Raw genomic sequence first — 16,441 nt, 5'->3', positions numbered from 1 at the left:
CAGAGCCTAGCCCGCGGGGTCTGGGCGCTCCAGCCGGACGATGATCGACTTGGACGTCGGCGTGTTGCTGACGTCGGCGGTGCTGTCGAGCGGGACGAGGACGTTCGTCTCCGGGAAGTACGCCGCCGCGCAGCCCCGCGCCGTCGGGTAGGACACGACCCGGAACGACGGCGCCCGCCGCTCCACGCCGTCGGACCACTCGGAGACCAGGTCGACCACGGCGCCGTCGTCCAGGCCGAGGGCGGTCAGGTCGGACGGGTTGACGAACACGACGCGGCGCCCGGCCTTGATGCCGCGGTAGCGGTCGTCCAGGCCGTAGATCGTGGTGTTGTACTGGTCGTGGCTCCGGACGGTCTGCAGCAGCAGCCGCCCGTCCGGGATCCGCAGGACGTCCAGCTCGTTCACCGTCAGGTTGGCCTTGCCGGTCGCGGTCGGGAACCTGCGCTCGTCGCGCGGCGCGTGCGGGAGCGTGAACCCGCCGGGCTCCCGGACGCGGGCGTTGAAGTCGCCGAAGCCGGGGACGACCCGCGAGATGCGGTCGCGGACGACGTCGTAGTCGCGCTCCATCGCGTCCCAGCCGATGTCCGGGCCGGGCAGGGCCGCCGTCGCGAGGCGGCAGACGATCGACACCTCCGACAGCAGGTGCGGGGACGCCGGGGCGAGGCGGCCCCGGGACGCGTGCACCATGCCCATCGAGTCCTCGACGGAGACGAACTGCGGCCCCGACTTCTGGACGTCCCGTTCGGTGCGGCCCAGCGTCGGCAGGATCAGCGCCGCCTCGCCCGCCACCGCGTGCGAGCGGTTGAGCTTGGTCGACACCTGCGCGGTCAGCCGGCAGGAGCGCAGCGCCGCCTCGGTCACGGCGGAGTCGGGCGTCGCGCGGACGAAGTTGCCGCCCATCCCGAGGAACACCTTCGCGCGGCCGTCCCGCATGGCGCGGATCGCGTCCACGGTGTCGACGCCGTGCTCGCGCGGCGGCTCGAACCCGAACTCGGCGGCGAGCGCGTCCAGGAACTCCGGCTTCGGCTTCTCCCAGATGCCCATCGTCCGGTCGCCCTGGACGTTGGAGTGGCCGCGCACCGGGCAGACGCCCGCGCCGGGACGCCCGATGTTGCCGCGCAGCAGCAGGAAGTTGACGATCTCGCGAATCGTCGGGACGGAGTTGCGGTGCTGCGTCAGGCCCATCGCCCAGCACACGATGATCTTCTTCGCGGCGAGGACGTCGCCGAGCGCCGCCGCGATCTCGTCGCGGGTCAGGCCGGTCGCGTCCAGGACGTCGTCCCAGTCCAGGCCGAGGACGTGCTTCTCGAACTCCTCGAACCCGTGGGTGTGCGCGGCGAGGAAGTCGCGGTCGACGGCATCGGGCGCGTCCGATTCGAGGAGCATCCGGTTGAGGGCCTGGAACAGCGCCAGGTCGCCGTTCAGCCGGATCTGCAGGAACCGGTCGGCGAGCGCCGTGCCCCGCCCCGCCAGGCCGGACCTGCGCTGCGGGTTCTTGAACCGCATCAGCCCCGCCTCGGGCAGCGGGTTCACCGCGACGATCCGGGCGCCCTCCTGCTTGGCCCGTTCCAGCGCGGACAGCATCCGCGGGTGGTTCGTGCCGGGGTTCTGGCCGACGACGAAGATCAGATCGGCCTGGTGGAGGTCGTCCAGCAGCACCGAGCCCTTGCCGACGCCGATCGTCTCGCTCAGCGCCGACCCGGACGACTCGTGGCACATGTTGCTGCAGTCGGGGAGGTTGTTGGTGCCGAAGGCGCGGGCGAACAGCTGGTAGGCGAACGCGGCCTCGTTGCTCGTCCGCCCGGAGGTGTAGAAGACGGCCTCGTCCGGCGAATCGAGGGCGGTCAGCTCGGCCGCCAGCAGCCGGAACGCCTCGTCCCACGGCACGGGCTCGTAGTGCTCGGACCCGGCGCGCTTCAGCATCGGCTCGGTCAGCCGCCCCTGCTGGCCGAGCCAGTGGTCGGACCGCTCCGCCAGCTCCGACACGCTGTGCCGGGCGAAGAACTCGCGGGTGATCCGCCGGGTCGTGGCCTCCTCCGCGACGGCCTTCGCCCCGTTCTCGCAGAACTCGGCGAGGTGCCGGTGGTCGCCCTCCGGCCACGCGCAGCCCGGGCAGTCGAACCCCTGCTTCTGGTTGACGCGCATCAGCGTCAGCGCGGTGCGCCGCACGCCCATCTGCTCGTACGACTGGCGCAGCGCGGCCGTGATCCCGGGCACGCCCGCCGCCCACTCCTTCGGCTGCGAAACGCCGAGGCCCGCGTCGTCGAAATCGTCGGCGGGCGCCTTGCGGCTCATCTCAGACATCCTCCTGCTCGGCTGGTCGCCCCCACTGTCGCACGTGGACGGGCGGCGGTCATTGGGGAGGGCCCTCCGTCAGGCGGATCTCGGCGGCCATGAGGACGCCCTGGGCGGTGGTCCACTCCAGGCGGACGACCTCGCCCGGACGGCGCGCGAGGACAAGCCCGGTCAGCGTGCCGGGGGAGTCGACGGCCTGGCCGCCGAGGCTGACGATCGCGGCGCCGACCGGGACGCCGGCGGTCGCGGCGGGGGAGCCGGGCACGACCTCGGCGACGATCACGCCCGGCGAGCCGCCGCCGGCGCGGACCTTGACGCCGAGCATGGCCGTCGGGCCGATGTGCACGGTGGACGACGGCTCGCCGCGCTGGATCTGCCGGGCGACGCCCAGCGCCGTGTCGGACGGGATGGCGTACCCGCGATGGTTCTTCGTCGGCTTGGACCCGTCCATCGCGAGCCCGGCGGACGCGGCGGTGTTGATGCCGATGACCTTGCCCGAGGTGTTCAGCAGCGGCCCGCCCGAGTCGCCCGGCTTGATCGGGGCGCTGGTCTCGATCAGGCCGCTCAGCCGCTCGGACGTGCCGTTGGTGTCGTCACGGGCGGTGACGGACTGCTCCAGCGCGGTGACCCTGCCGGTGACGACGGTGGGCGCGCCGCCCTTGCCGCCCGCGTTCCCGACCGCGGTGACCGGGTCGCCGACCGCCACCCCGGCCGCGGACGCGAACACGGCCGCCTTGAGCCCGAACGCGCCGGTCAGCCTGATCACCGCGACGTCCCCCGCGCGGTCGTACCCGACGACCTGCGCGGTGTAGGTGCGGCGGTTGTCGGTGTCGGTGCCCTTGATCCTGGTGGCGCCCTGGATCACGTGGTTGTTGGTCAGGACGAGGCCGGACGTGTCGAGCACGATGCCCGTCCCGGCGGCGCGGGTGCCGTTCAGCGACTGCTCGGTCTCGATGTTGACGACGCCGGGCTTGCGTCCGCTGGGCTTGGCGTGCTTGGTGGCGGTCTCGGTGACGGGCGGCGGCACGTCGCCCGCATCCTCGCCGTCCATCAGGCGGCAGCCGGGGGCGAGCAGGGACAGCAGCGCGACCAGGAGTATCGGGATCGCGGTACGGGCGCCGCGTCGCACGCTGTCCTCGCTCACCTCGGCCCTGCCTTTCTGGGGGGCGCCCCCCAGACCCCCTGGGAGGAGGCCCGAGGATCCTCGCTTCGCTCCGGTCTTCGGGCCCTGCCTTTCTGGGGGACAACCCCCAGACCCCCGCGGAGTCGGCCCGAAGATCCTCGCTTCGCTCCGGTCTTCGGGTCTCCGAGAAGTTCCTCCAATAATTCCCGATTCTTGGGGATTAGTCGGGGGTGGCGGGGCGAGTGCGGCGGGCGGGCGCGGGGCGACGGACGGGCGGCAGGGGGTCAGGCGGCGGCGGGCGGCCGGGTCATCGCCGCGGTGACGGCCGCCGCCAGCAGCCCCAGCGCCGCGATCGACGCGGCCATCGGGACGGCGGTGTCCGGCCCGGCGAGCCCGGCCAGCGGCGCGGCGGCCCCGCCCAGCGCGAACTGCGTCACGCCGAGCAGCGCCGAGGCGCTCCCGGCCACCCGCGGCGGGCGTCCCGACAGCGCCAGCGCGGTCGCGTTCGGCCCGATGAGGCCCTCCCCGCAGGCGACCAGGAACAGCGCGGCCAGCACCCAGGGGAGGCCGCCGGCGAGCACCGCCGCCAGCAGCCCGGCCCCGCCGGCGGCGACGAGGGCGAGCCCGGCGGCGAGCAGCCGGCGCAGCGCGACCCGTCCGGCGAGCATGCCGCTGACCTGCCCGGCGGCCACGATCCCGACGGAGTTCAGGGCGAAGACGGCGCTGAACTCCTGCGGCGACAGGTCGTAGATGTCCTGCAGCACGAACGGCGACCCGGAGATGTAGGTGAACAGCGCGGCGAACGCCAGGCCGCTCGCCAGCGCGTACCCGACGAACGACCGGTCCGCGGCGAGCGCGCGGAACGTCGTCGCGGTGGCCCGCAGCCCGCCCGTCTCGCGGGCCTCGGGCGGCAGCGTCTCCTTGAGCCCGAGCAGCGAGCCGAGGAACAGCGCCACCCCGATCCCGGCGAGGACGGCGAACACGCCCGGCCACGGCATGAGCCGCAGCAGCTGCCCGCCGAACACGGGCGCGAGGATCGGCGCCAGCCCGTTGACCAGCATCAGCAGCGCGAAGAACTTGGCGGCGGCGACGCCGTCGTAGAGGTCCTGGACGATCGCGCGCGCGATGACGATCCCGGCGGCGCCGGCCGCGCCCTGCACCAGCCGCAGCGCGATGAGCGTCTCCACGGTCGGCGCGGCCGCGCACAGCAGCGACGCGACGGCGTACGCGGCGAGCCCGATCAGCAGCGGGCGGCGGCGTCCGAACGCGTCGCTCAGCGGCCCCGCGACGGCCTGCCCCACGGCGAGCCCGACGATGCACGCCGTCAGCGTGAGCTGGGTCTGCATCGCGCCCGTCGACAGGTCCTCGGTGAGCGTGGGCAGCGCGGGCAGGTACATGTCGATCGACAGGGGCGCGAGGGCCGTCAGCGCGCCGAGCACCATGATCAGCCGGAGCCGGCGGTCCGCCGGACGGGGCCGCGAGGTCTCGGCTGCCGACGCGGCCGTCTCCGTCATGGGGGTCTCCGTCCGTGGGGGATGCAGGCGGGGGCCGCCCTGATCTGGACGTCCGAGACGTTCAAGCAAATGACGGACCGTTATCTTCCACGTCAGGAAGTGGCCTTCGTCACACCTTCTTGGACGCGCCAGATCCCGATCCTTGGACCAGAGCTCAGCCGGGGCCACGGGTCGTGCGGCCGGAGGCGCCCAGCGCCGGAGGCCGCACGACCCGCCGGCCGGGGGGCCGTTTCACGAGACGCGCCAGCGGCTCGGGAAACGGTTCACCGGCCGGTGACGGGGGTTCCAGGGGGTCGCCCCCCTGGGCTAGAAGGGGAAGCGTTCGGCGGCGGCCACGACCGCGCCCGTCACCGTTCCCACGGTCAGGACGGACAGGCCGGACAGGACCGCCCAGCGCCCGACCGTGTACCCCACCGGCACGCGGGTCGAGCCGCGCCCGCGCACCGGCCACGGGGCGCGCAGCGGGGCCGTCCCGGGAAGCTCGGGCGCAGTGTCGGACGGCTCCTCGTCCGGGGGCTGCCGGCCGGAGGGCAGGGCGCCAGCGGGCGGGTGGTCGCCGTTGGACGAGGCGGCCAGCCCCGTCACCCAGCCCAGCAGGTCGGCGACGTCCGCGGGCTCGGTCGCGAGGCCGGACGCGAAGTACCGCACCTGCCCGGCGACCTGGTCGAGCGTCCGGACGGTGTTGCCGAGCCCGACCCGTCCGAGCCATTCGCGCAGGTCGGCGTCCCCGGCGAGGCAGCGGCCGATCTCCGTGCGGGCCAGCAGGTCGGTCTTGGTGACGATGACGGCGACGCGTTTCTGGTGCCCCTGGTCGGGACGCGAGCGCAGCTCGTTCAGCACCCGCTGCAAGGTGTCGGCGGGGTCCTCCTCCGACGACGCGGCGGCCTCGTCGGCGAACGCCCTCTCTTCTCCGGTCAGGGACCTGCGCAGCTGGGGCAGGGCGAACGGGTCGACGACGAACAGCAGCGCCTCGCTGTGGTCCAGGTAGCGCAGCGATTCGACCTCTGTGGCGCCGGTGTAGTGCTCGCCCGCCGGGTCGAACAGGTAGAGGATGCGGCGTGCGCGTCCGGGCAGGTCGATGTCCACCATGGTCGCCAGGGGCAGCTCCGGGCCGGTCTTGGCGAGACGTCCGCCGCGCTGGAACTCGTGGATCGCGCCCGCGTACGCCTGCGCGTGCCGCTGCTCGACGAACGCGAGCCGTCCGTGCACCGCGCGCGCGTGCGCGTGCAGGGCCCGGATCCCGAGGACCATGAACGTCGTCTTCCCGGCGGCCGGGCCCCCGACGAACGGCAGGGGTTCCACGCGGACGCGTCCGATCCGCTCGGGCAGCCGTCCGCCGCAGTGCGGGCAGTACGCGGCCAGCCGGAACCGTCCGAGCGGGACGGTCGTGGGCAGCCGCGCCCCGCAGCGGCACACGTGCCGGAACGCGCCGCCCGACCCGGGCGCGAGATGCCGGTGCCGGGCGCCGCATCCCGGGCATTCGTACTCAGGCAGGCCGATCCGCTCGTAGCAGAACGGGTGCGGGCAGGTCTGCAGGATCCGCCCGTACGCCATGAACACGCGCTCCACGGCGGCGAGGACGAGCACGCACACCAGCCAGACCGCGAGCCCGAACGCGGCGACGACCCCGTACAGGACGGTCAGCGCCAGCACGAACCCCGACGCGGGAACGGCCGCGGCGACGATGCCCGTGCACAGCGCCAGCCAGATGGGGAACACGAAGAACCCCCAGAACCCGCCGAGCAGCACCCGCGTCAGCTGGACGATGATGCCCCTGGCCGTGCGGTACACCTGCGGGACGACGGTCCGGCTGATCGTCCACCAGTCGCGCCACACCTGGCCCAGCAGGTAGTGGCGGTAGGAGATCTTCGGTTCCGCGACCGGTGACGGCCCTTCGAGGGTGGACGGCGCGAGCGTCCGGCACGCGTGCAGGTAGTACAGGCCGAGCGCGGCCACCCCGGCGACGACCAGCGTCCCGGCGAACAGCACCGGGAACACGTACATGAACCCGAGCCACATCGCGGCGCCCCACACGGCGATCAGCAGCAGCACGATGATGGGATGCACGGGCTCACCTCCCCTTGCGGGCGGACCCCTTGGGGGCCGGGTCCGGCTCCGCGAGGAGGTCCCGCAGCGCCGCCCGGAGCTCGGGGCTGCGCGCCAGGTGGGAGTCGAGCTGCTTGGCGGCGAGCCACCGTCCGGCGGCGGCCCGCGCCCACGCCTCCAGGGCCGGTTCGGCGCGTCCGCCCGCCTTCAGCCGCAGGACGACCTCGACGAGCTCGTTGCGCTGCTCGATCTCGGCGCCGCGCAGCGGGGCGCGGCCGGCGCGGGCGCGCGCGGGCAGCTCGGCGGTCCACTGCGCGCCGAGCCGGGCGCGGGCGGCGCCGGACAGCCCGGCCAGCAGCTCCGCCCGGAACGCCGGCGGGCGCCGGGCCAGCCGCCGCGCGGCCCCGACGAACGCCTCCCCGGCGAGCTGCGAGGTGGCGCCCTCCGCGGCCGCGATGCCGTCCAGGGCCTTCGCGGCACGGGACGGCCCCGCGGTGATCGCCTTCGCGTACGCCTGGACGAGGGCCGCGTCCCGCCCCGCCCGGCCGTCCGGCATGAGCGCGCGGACCCGGTCCGCGAGCCGCAGCGCCTCCGGGTCGGAGAGCCGGTCGCCGCCGGGGAACGCGAGCCTGGTGAACGTCCGGGACGGCAGCCCGGCCAGCGCGGGACGGTCCGCCATGGCCTTCCCGTGCGCGTCCAGCAGGCCGGCGCATTCGGTCGCGGACGGTGGCGTGTCCCAGACCTCGCGGAGGGTCGCGTCGAGTTCGCCGCCGTCGAGGTCGTCGCCGTCCAGCCGGAGCAGCTCGCCGGTGACGGCGATCCTGCGTCCGGGGCTCCGCCGCCCGACCGACGCCAGCACCGGGCACGCGACGGCGGGCGCGGCGCGCAGCCGCTCGGTGTGCGCGTAGAGGAGGTCGCAGGTCCCGGGCGTGAGGGCCGCCGCCCGTTCCCGCTCGCCGGCGTCCGCGAGGCCGGAGATCACGCCGTCCAGCAGGGCGTCGCGGAGCGCGGCGGGACAGCCGGCGAGCGCCTCGCCCAGGTCGCCGGCGCCGTGCCGGGCGCAGCGCGCCGCCGAGGCCGCGACGTCCGCCGGGTCGAGGGGCACCCCGGCCCGCTCGGCCACCCCGGCCGCCGCCACCACCGCGGCCAGGCCGGACGCCTCCGCCAGCGCGGCCAGGACCCGGTCGGTGACGCGGAGCGAGCACTGCCGCGCGACCTCGACCGCGCCCGCCGCCCGCGCCCGCTCGTGGACGGCGAGCGCCAGGTCCAGCCCCATGGACGGCACCCCGGGCACCAGATCGCGCCACACCCACTCCGGGATCTTCGCTCCGCGCCGCGACATCAGCTCCGCCGCCGCGGCCTCCTCGTCCGCCGTGACGGTCGCGTCGCCCCGGCACAGGGCCAGCAGCGCGGCGGCGCCCTCCTGCTCGGGGTCGTTCAGCGGGGCCAGCTCGCCGAGCGCGTCCAGGCCGCCGAAGTCGGCGTCGCGCCAGCAGCCCGCGACCGTCCGCGCGAACCGGCTCGCAAGGCCGGACGGGGTGCCGTTACGGAGGTCGAACGCGGACGCGTGCGACGCGTGGTGCTGCGCGCCCGCCCAGATCGCGGGCGTCGTGCCGACCAGGCGCTGCGCGGCGCCGTCCGGGTCGGCGGTGTAGGTGACGAACGACAGCCGCGCCGCCGCCGCGACCGGCAGCGAGTACGACACGACCGCGATCCACCGCGCGATCAGCTCCACGTCGTCGGCGACCAGCACGACGCGGCCGTGGCCCCGGCCCAGGACGTCCGCGACGGCGTCGACGAGATGGCCGAGCAGCGCGTACGGGTCGCCGGGGCCCGACGCCGCGAGCCACGCGGCGAGCGCGTCCGGGTCGAGCGCCGTGCCGGGGGTCAGCTCGTCCAGCGGAGCGAGGACGCTCTCCGGCGCGGGATCGTGCGCCCAGTGCGGGGCGTGCCACAGCTCGGCCGGACGCAGGCCCTCCAGCTCGTCCGGCTCGGCGACGACGGCGTGCGCGAAGAAATTGCCGTAGCGGCCCGAGTAGTCGCGGCCGAGGTAGCGGCAGCGCAGCAGCAGCGGCCGGCCGTCCACCCGGTCGTACAGCAGCGACACGGGGAACCCGCCCAGCTCGGACTCGTCCGGCGACAGCGGCGCGTCGGGCGGCGGACGGTACGACAGGTACGGCGTCACGCCCGCCCGGACCCCGTCCGGCAGTCCTGGCGTCTCGGCCGTGAACTGGAACCCGGCCCGGCCGGTCGGCCCGCGCCGCGCGGACGTGTAGTGCAGCTGCCAGGCCACCGCTACGGCCCTCCAGGACGGACGCCGTCGAGCATCCCGAACCGGTACAGCAGCCACAGCAGCGGATCCTCCGCCCGGTACGGACGGACCCCGCCCGCCCCGACCCGGTCCCGCTCGGGGACGCCGCCGAGCGCCGACAGCCCGAACAGCGCGTGGTCGGCGTACTGCTGCCCGAGGTAGGTGTCGAGCTGCCCGGCCTGCCAGTCGTGCAACAGTGCCCTGACCTGCTCGTTCACCGCGTCCCTGTCGTCCAGGTCCAGGACGCCCGACCCCGACCTTGAGCGGTGCAGCGCCGACTGCCGCAGCAGCCCGGGCCGCAGCACGTCGATCTTGGTGAGCGCGACCGCGACCGGCACGGGCAGCGGCTCGCCCGGACGGGTCCCGTGCCGCTGCCGCAGCGTGTCGGTGACGCGCGCGATGATGTTCAGCGGTTCGCTGTCGGGATCGTCCCCGGCCCCGTGCGGCGCGGGCACCGCGTCGCGCACGCCCGTCCGGGCGCCGGGCAGCTCCAGCGGGTCGACGAGGAAGACGATCGCGTCCGCCGCCTCCAGGTACCGCAGGTGCAGGTCGGTGACCTCGCGGCTGCGCAGGTCCTCGCCCGCGGTATCGAACAGCACGAGCGCGAGCGAGTCGTTGCGGGGGCGCGCGAAACGCCCCCGGCGAGTGCGCGTGAGCAGGTACACCAGCGGTTCGCGGGGGCCGGTCGCGGCGCTGGCCGTCGTCGGCAGCAGCCGCCGTTCCTCCAGCAGCGGACGCGCGAAGTCGCGCTTGTACCGCTCGATCGTGCGGTCGTCGCAGGCGACCAGCGACGCGTCCAGCTCCGTCCCGACCCGGTTCATCAGCTCGTGCAGCAGCACGGCGATGTACGTGCTCTTGCCCGCGTTCTTCGCGCCGACCAGCGCGACGATCCGGCCCGGCGAGTCGCAGTACGCGGACGGCAGCGGGTTGTGGCACTCCGGGCAGGCCCGGTTGCCGGTCGCGAGGCCGCACCCGGGGCATTCGGCGCGGCCCTTGCGCCCGGACCCCTTGCCCCCGGACGTGAAGACGGGAGGCAGCGACGCGCCCGCCGTCGACCCCGTGTAGGCGGCGAGCGCCTCGTCCAGGACGGGCGCGCAGCCCTGCCGCCGCCCCGCCTGCCCGCGGCACCGGAACAGGATCCGGTGCGGCGCGACCGACTCGAAGCAGTACGGGCACGTCACGCCGTTCCTGGGAGTGCGCTGCCTGGACGGCACCCCGGGGATGCCCACGCGGGCGAGCGGCCTGGTCATCGGGTGACCTGGAGCCGGCGGACGGGCGGATCGCTCAGCTCGACGACGTCGTCGTCGGCGAAGCAGCGCAGCCAGTACGGCCCGGACGCGTCCGGCGCGGCGAGGGACAGCTCCCCGGGCACCGGCACCTGCTCCCACGCGCCGAGCGTCTCGCCGTCGGCGGCGCGGTGCGGCATGACCCGCCCGGCGCGCAGCACCAGCGCCAGCCGCGCCACCCGCAGCGGGCGCGACGACGTCAGCCGGATCGTCAGGTACCGCCGCCACGGCGGGCCCGACCGCAGCACGTCGTACCGGACGATCGCGCGGGCCGCGACCAGGGCCGTCACCGGCTGCCCCGTCACCCGGGACCCGCCGACGGTCCCGGCCGCGGCGACCGACAGCTCGACGGGCTCGTCCTCGGGGACGGGCAGCCGGATGCCGCCCTGCGTGTCGTAGGCGGCGCGGGTCACGACCTCCGCCGCCGGCGGGTCGGCGATCTGCAGGGCGTCCCGGCCGATCCGGTAGACGAGGTCGATCTCGGCGACGTCCGGCGGCCAGTCGAACCCGACGTGCACGTGGTCGCCGCGCCGCTCGGCGACGAGGCGGCGCGGCGGCGGCAGGTTCACGTGCCGGTGGTACGCGCCGATCGCGGCGCCGCCCTCCGCGACCGACACCGCGAGCAGCCATCCGCTCGCGCCCGGCCGCACCGCGAGCCCGCCCGGCACCGGCGTGCACGCCAGCCGCCGCGTCTCCCGCCTGACCTCCTCCAGCGGGACGAGCGCGCTGCGCGGCCACGGCGGCGGCCCGTCCGACAGCACCAGTTCCACGGTCCCGTTCCCCGGCGGGTCGAACCGGACCGTGACCAGCGACGGGTCGGACGGGTCGGTCTCGGCGGCCAGGTCGTACACCGGCTCGGGCGCCGCGCTCGGCGTGACCGACGCGCGCACCCCGTCCGTCACGACCTCCCGGCCGGACGGGTCGAGGTAGACGGCGGCGATCCGGTAGTGGTGCGTGCGGCCGTTGGGCACGCGTTCGCGGAACCCGTCGCGCCCCGCCGTCACGTTCCCGCCCTCCCGGACGACGACGACCCGCGCCGCCTCCGCCGGGCACCGCCACCGTCCGGTGACCTGGCCGTCCCCGGCGAGCAGCTCGACCTGGCCCGGCTCGGGCCGCACGACCACCGGGCCCGCCACCGCCGGCGCGGCGACGGCGTCCCCGCGCGTGGCGAACACCCCGTAGAACACCTGCTCGTTGACGGGCGGGCGCTCGTCCAGGACACCGCCGATGCCGGTGCCGTCCCGCACGTCGCGCGGCGGCCGCCCCACCTGCCGGACGACCTGGTACTCGATCTCGCCCGCCGTGGACGGCGACGGCTCCCACGAGAGCCGCACGGCCCCCGCGCCGGTGCCCGCGTCGGCGCCCGTGTCGATGTCCGCCCGGACCGAAGGGACGGGACGCGGCGGCAGCCGGTGCCGGTGGGCCGCGGCGCCGGGCAGGTCGCGGACGAGCCGGAGCGCGTCGTCGAGGAGGCGGTGGGCGCGGTCCGGGTCGTCGGCGGCGGCGGCGGTCTCGCGGAGGCGCAGCGCCGTGTCGAGCCTGTGCCTGGCCTCCGCTGCGAGGACCTCCTCCTCCGCCGGCTCGGCCCCCGGCTCGCGGGGCACGTTCGCCGCGTCCGCCAGTTCCGCCGCCGCGAACACCTCGCCCGCGTCGAGCAGGGCACGGAGCCGTCCGGCGAGGCCGCCCGCCGGGCCCGTCTCGCGGACGACGGCGAACACCATGCGGCGGGCGTCGCGCCGGTCGATGCCGAGATCGTCCGTCGCGTACCCGAGCAGGGCCCGTTCGGACGCCCGCTGCCGCAGCCGCTCGCGGAGCCGGTCGACGACGTCGTACAGCACCAGGTCGGAGAGCGGGGCGTCGGAGCGCAGCGCGGCGAGGATCGTGTCGGCGTGCGTGGTGCTGGTGTCGCGGCTGCGGCGCGCCCACTCCGCGGCGGCCGCGGCGACCGCGTCCTGGTCGAGCCTGAGGTTCCCGCCGGGCGCGGCGAAGCCGTCCAGCAGCCTGATCCGGCCGGTGAGCCGCGCGCCGAACACGAAGTCGGCGAGGTGCCGGTGGCCGAGGACGTCCAGGGACTCCTGCACCTTCCGGTACGCCGGGTACGGCGACGCGGACGGCAGCGCGTCGGGCTCGCGGATCTCGATGCCGTCGTCGGCGGCGGCCCGCTCCAGCTCGGCGCGGGTCACGCCGCCGGTGCGGGCGATGCCCTCGACCTCGGCGGGCGTGGCCATCCGCAGCGTCCCGGCCGCGTCCGCGAGCCGGGCGCGGGCGTCGGTGCGGCGCCGCTCGGTGCGCTCCACGCCGCCGCGCAGCCGCGCCTCCAGCGGGCGCAGGTCGCCGCGCTCGGCGGCGGCGAACAGCGGCGCCAGCTCGCGGTGCTCGGCCTCAAGCCGGTCGATCAGCTTGCGGTACTTCAACTGCCCGCGCGCCCGCCGCCAGCACTGCCTGACCTCCTTGACCCGCGCGGCGACCACCGGGCCGGTGAGAGGTTCGGGGAGGGCGTAGCGGACGCGCAGGTCCTCGGGAGGCTGGTCGCCCGCCGCCCGCGCGGGCTCCAGCACCTCCCGCCGGTAGTCGTCGTCGAACGCCACGGGCGCCTCCCGGCTCAGCTGACCTGGACCCTGGAGAGGGCCTTCCGGGAGCGCTCGACCTCCTCCTCGGACATGCCGCCGACGTCCACCTTCAGTTCGAGCCGCTCCCCGGTCTCCTTCTCCACGGCCGTGACGTTCAGCAGCCCGGACGAGTCGAGCGCGAACGTCACGCCGATCGGCCAGCCCGCCTTCTTGCCCGGCGGGACGCGGATCTCCCCGGTCGCGATCTCGGTGTTGTCGATCAGGTCGCCGGACTCGACGACCCCGGCCTGCTCCATCACCCGGATGTCGGCGGACGCCTGGTCGTCGTACACGGTGAAGAAGTCCTCGGTCTTCGCGGCGGGCAGCTCGTCGTTGGCGTGCACCAGGTGCGCGACGCTCTCCGCGCCCGTCTCCCGGTCGACGACCACGATCCCGAACGCGTGCGACGCGACCGTCTTGATCTGCCGTCCGGCGATCTGCTTCTGCTGCTCCGCGGACAGGCCGGCCCGGCTCGCCATCTCCTCGGCCTGCTCGGCGGCGCCCTCCCGGACGAACCGCCGGTACGTCTCCTCGAACGCGTACAGCGCGGCGCCCTTGGCGACGGCGAGGTCGGGGTCCTGGAGGCGGGGCGGCAGGCCCAGCTCGGTCTCCAGCCGCGCCGCGACGACCGGCATCTTCGTGGACCCGCCGACGAGGACGAGGTCGTCGTAGTCGTCCACGCCCTTCTCGGCGGCGGTGGACAGCGTCCGGCCGGTGATCTCGACGGTGCGGTCGAGGAGGTCCTTGGTCAGCTCCTCCAGCTTCTCGCGCGTCACCTCGACCGACGCGACCCGTCCGCCGTGCATGACGCGGACGGTGTGCGCGGTGCGGGTCGTGAGCGCCTTCTTGGCGTCCTCGGCGTCGCGGCGGAGCTGCTGCTCGGTCTGCTTGTCGTCCAGGGGGTCGCCCGCGTCGGGGTGCTCGGCGCGGAAGCGCTCGGCGAGGTGCTCGACGAGCCGCGCGTCCCAGTCGGCGCCGCCGAGCTCGTGGTCGCCGTCGGTGCACACCACCTCGATGTGCCCGCCGCGCAGCGCGATGACGGTGGTGTCGAACGTCCCGCCGCCGAGGTCGTACACGAGGATGGTGCGGTCCTGCTCGGGGTTGAGGACGCCGTAGGTGATCGCGGCGGCGATCGGCTCGGACACGATGTCGATGACGTTCAGCCCGGCGATCCGGCCCGCCTTGCGCGTCGCGTCGCGCTCGGCGGCGCCGAAGTACGCCGGGACGGTGACGACGACGTCGCGGGTCTCCTCGCCGGTCGTGGTGCGCGCGTCCGTCGCCAGCTTCAGCAGGATGAACGCCGACAGCTCCTCCGGCGTGAAGTCGATCCCGTGGATGGGACGGGTCACGTCGCGGCCCATGTCCCGCTTGATGAGGCTGACGACGTTGTCGGGCTCCAGGACCGCGGTGTCCTTCGCGGTGGCGCCGACGACGACGTTCTCGCCGCTCTCGAAGTACACGACGGACGGGGTGGTGTCCGTGCCCTCCAGGTTCCGCAGGACCGCCGGCCGCCCCACGTCGTCGATGGAGGCAATGCAGGAGTACGTGGTTCCCAGGTCGATCCCGTAGACAGCCATGTCCCTCTCACCCATCGGTCATCTGCGTGTCGGGCGTTTGCGTGTCAGGCGTTTGTGGGTCAGGTGTCATCGTCTCGCCGTTGCCGGCGCTGTGGCGGTGACTTGAGGCGGCCTTGACGGCGCGCCCGGCTCCGTTCGACCCCGCCTCCGCCTCCGTTCCGGACGTGCCGCGCTTGGCGTCCAGCCTCCCGACGCTGACCGCCGCCTTGCGCAGCACCTTCCCGCTCTGCTCGAACCCGTCGGACTCGACGCCCGTGACGGTGCCGTCGCGCAGCGGGTCGTCGACGGGCGTGACCGCGACCGGACGGTGCCGCGCCGCGTCGTACGGCGCGCCCGGCTCGACCGTGAACCGCTCGACGCCGAGCCGGGCCAGCGCGTCCGCGACGTCGTCGGCGACGGCCGCCAGCAGCAGCGCGGTGCCGCGCGGGTCGGGCGGGTCGGCGAGGCCCGGCGCGGCGAGCCGGCCCGACTCGCGGCGCGCCTGGTCGTGCAGCCGGTACAGCGCGGCGCGGACCGGCTCCAGCATGGACTGCAGCTCGCCGCGCCTGAGCCGCTGGTTCTCCTCGTGCAGCCGGTCGATGACGGCCTCGCGGTGCGCGGCGCGCTCGTGCTCGCGGTCGAGGCGGGCGGCGAGCCCGGTGAGGGCGTCCCTGACGTCGGCGCGGAACGCCTCGCCGTCCGGGTCGCCCGGCGCGCCGGGGCCAGGCCGCGGCTCCGGCGACGGCTCCGGTTCCGGCCCGGCTCCGGATTCCGCGCTTACTCGGGGTTCCCCGTCCCTCGACACGTGCAGTTACCTTAATGGTGGGCGGCATGAGGCGGCAGGCCAGCTGGTGACCTTCACTGGACTCTAGTTTGACCCGTGCCCGCCATTCCAGCACCGGCCACGGCGCCGTTTTCCCGCGTCGTCACTTCTGGGTAACACGAGGGAAACGGGCTTCGCGGAGGCTGGGGGCCGCAGAGGGGAACTGGAGGTGGCGATGTTGCTGCGGATACGCATCCGCCTGCCGGACCGTCCCGGGTCGCTGGGGCGGGTGGCGCGCACGCTGGGGGCCGCGGGCGCGGACGTCGTGCAGATGGCGGTGCTGGAGCGCGACAACGGCCGGGCGATGGACGACTTCACGGTCGCCTGGCCCGCGGGCGGGGGCATCGATCGGCTGAGCGAGGGGCTCGGCTCGGTGCCGGGGGTGGAGGTCGTCGGGGTCTGGCCGACCGTCGAGCCGCAGGGCGCGTTCCCGGACGCCGCCGTGATCGGGCAGGTCGCGGCCGTCCCGGAGCGCGGCGAGGAGATCCTCGCGGACGCGGTCCCGGCCATCCTGAGCGCCGGCTGGGCGGGCCTCGCCGAGCTGACCGCCGGGGGCGGCGCAGTGCTGGTCCACGCGAGCGTGGGCGGCGGGCCGGGCGCCGGGGACGTCTCGGAGGGCGTCGCGGGCCGTCCCCCCGCGGTGGGGAGCACGGACGCCGATCTGCCGGAGCTGCTGCCGCTGCGCCCGCGCGCCTTCACGGCGCCGGACGGCACGCAGTTCGCGGTGTGCCCGCTGGCCAAGGGCACCCTCGCGCTCCTCGTCGCCCGGACGGGCGCGCCCCCGTTCCACCGGACGGAGGTGTTCCGCCTGGAGCAGCTCGCGGGCGCGGCGGACGCGGTGCTGACCGGCGACCGCTCCGGACGGTCTCCCGTCTGAC

At 75.3% G+C, this 16,441-nt stretch carries 10 protein-coding genes; 1 reads left to right on the top strand and 9 read right to left on the bottom strand.

Going from position 1 to position 16,441, the window contains the following annotated elements; genetic code table 11:
- Positions 1 to 6: 6 nt before the first annotated feature.
- The 9 genes from ACH34T_RS22645 to grpE all read right to left on the bottom strand — a co-directional run bounded on the left by ACH34T_RS22645 (position 7) and on the right by grpE (position 15,545).
- Positions 7 to 2,295 carry an FdhF/YdeP family oxidoreductase gene (locus tag ACH34T_RS22645; RefSeq protein ID WP_395994196.1) on the bottom strand — a complete coding sequence of 763 codons (2,289 nt, stop codon included), beginning with the start codon at positions 2,293 to 2,295 and terminating at the stop codon, positions 7 to 9.
- 58 nt (positions 2,296 to 2,353) lie between these two features.
- Positions 2,354 to 3,439, bottom strand: a complete 1,086-nt coding sequence (locus tag ACH34T_RS22640; RefSeq protein ID WP_395994195.1) for a S1C family serine protease — start codon at positions 3,437 to 3,439, stop codon at positions 2,354 to 2,356.
- Between the two features lie 263 nt (positions 3,440 to 3,702).
- On the bottom strand, positions 3,703 to 4,932 hold the full coding sequence (locus tag ACH34T_RS22635; RefSeq protein ID WP_395994194.1) for a multidrug effflux MFS transporter: 1,230 nt from the start codon (positions 4,930 to 4,932) through the stop codon (positions 3,703 to 3,705).
- A 306-nt stretch (positions 4,933 to 5,238) separates the two neighbouring features.
- Entirely contained in the window at positions 5,239 to 6,999 is a 1,761-nt protein-coding gene (locus ACH34T_RS22630) for a hypothetical protein (protein WP_395994193.1), read from the bottom strand.
- 4 nt (positions 7,000 to 7,003) lie between these two features.
- Positions 7,004 to 9,271, bottom strand: coding sequence for a hypothetical protein (locus ACH34T_RS22625; protein WP_395994192.1), 2,268 nt, complete (start codon positions 9,269 to 9,271; stop codon positions 7,004 to 7,006).
- A gap of 2 nt (positions 9,272 to 9,273) precedes the next feature.
- Complete coding sequence (locus tag ACH34T_RS22620; protein WP_395994191.1) at positions 9,274 to 10,539, bottom strand: hypothetical protein; 1,266 nt, start codon at positions 10,537 to 10,539, stop codon at positions 9,274 to 9,276.
- Complete coding sequence (locus tag ACH34T_RS22615; RefSeq protein WP_395994190.1) at positions 10,536 to 13,163, bottom strand: hypothetical protein; 2,628 nt, start codon at positions 13,161 to 13,163, stop codon at positions 10,536 to 10,538. The genes ACH34T_RS22620 and ACH34T_RS22615 overlap by 4 nt, the downstream gene beginning before the upstream one ends.
- A gap of 14 nt (positions 13,164 to 13,177) precedes the next feature.
- Positions 13,178 to 14,761 (bottom strand): Hsp70 family protein, encoded by a 1,584-nt coding sequence (locus ACH34T_RS22610; protein WP_395994189.1) that lies wholly within the window; start codon positions 14,759 to 14,761, stop codon positions 13,178 to 13,180.
- Between the two features lie 7 nt (positions 14,762 to 14,768).
- Entirely contained in the window at positions 14,769 to 15,545 is a 777-nt protein-coding gene (gene grpE / locus ACH34T_RS22605) for a nucleotide exchange factor GrpE (RefSeq protein WP_395994188.1), read from the bottom strand.
- A 193-nt stretch (positions 15,546 to 15,738) separates the two neighbouring features.
- Here grpE and ACH34T_RS22600 point away from each other — a divergent pair, with 193 nt between their 5' ends.
- Positions 15,739 to 16,440, top strand: a complete 702-nt coding sequence (locus tag ACH34T_RS22600) for an ACT domain-containing protein (protein ID WP_395994187.1) — start codon at positions 15,739 to 15,741, stop codon at positions 16,438 to 16,440.
- Position 16,441 lies beyond the last annotated feature (1 nt).

The organism is Actinomadura sp. 9N215 (assembly GCF_044326345.1).
Taxonomy (GTDB): Bacteria; Actinomycetota; Actinomycetes; order Streptosporangiales; family Streptosporangiaceae; genus Spirillospora.
The sequence above is the reverse complement of the archived record's forward strand: the minus strand, read 5'-3'. Positions and strand labels throughout refer to the sequence as shown.

Excerpts from the sequence above, each read along its gene's own strand:
- ACH34T_RS22645 (WP_395994196.1), bottom strand. The coding sequence starts at position 2,295 with ATGAGCCGCAAGGCGCCCGCCGACGATTTCGACGACGCGGGCCTCGGC.
- ACH34T_RS22635 (WP_395994194.1), bottom strand. The coding sequence starts at position 4,932 with ATGACGGAGACGGCCGCGTCGGCAGCCGAGACCTCGCGGCCCCGTCCG.
- ACH34T_RS22620 (WP_395994191.1), bottom strand. The coding sequence starts at position 10,539 with ATGACCAGGCCGCTCGCCCGCGTGGGCATCCCCGGGGTGCCGTCCAGG.
- ACH34T_RS22610 (WP_395994189.1), bottom strand. The coding sequence starts at position 14,761 with ATGGCTGTCTACGGGATCGACCTGGGAACCACGTACTCCTGCATTGCC.
- ACH34T_RS22600 (WP_395994187.1), top strand. The coding sequence starts at position 15,739 with ATGTTGCTGCGGATACGCATCCGCCTGCCGGACCGTCCCGGGTCGCTG.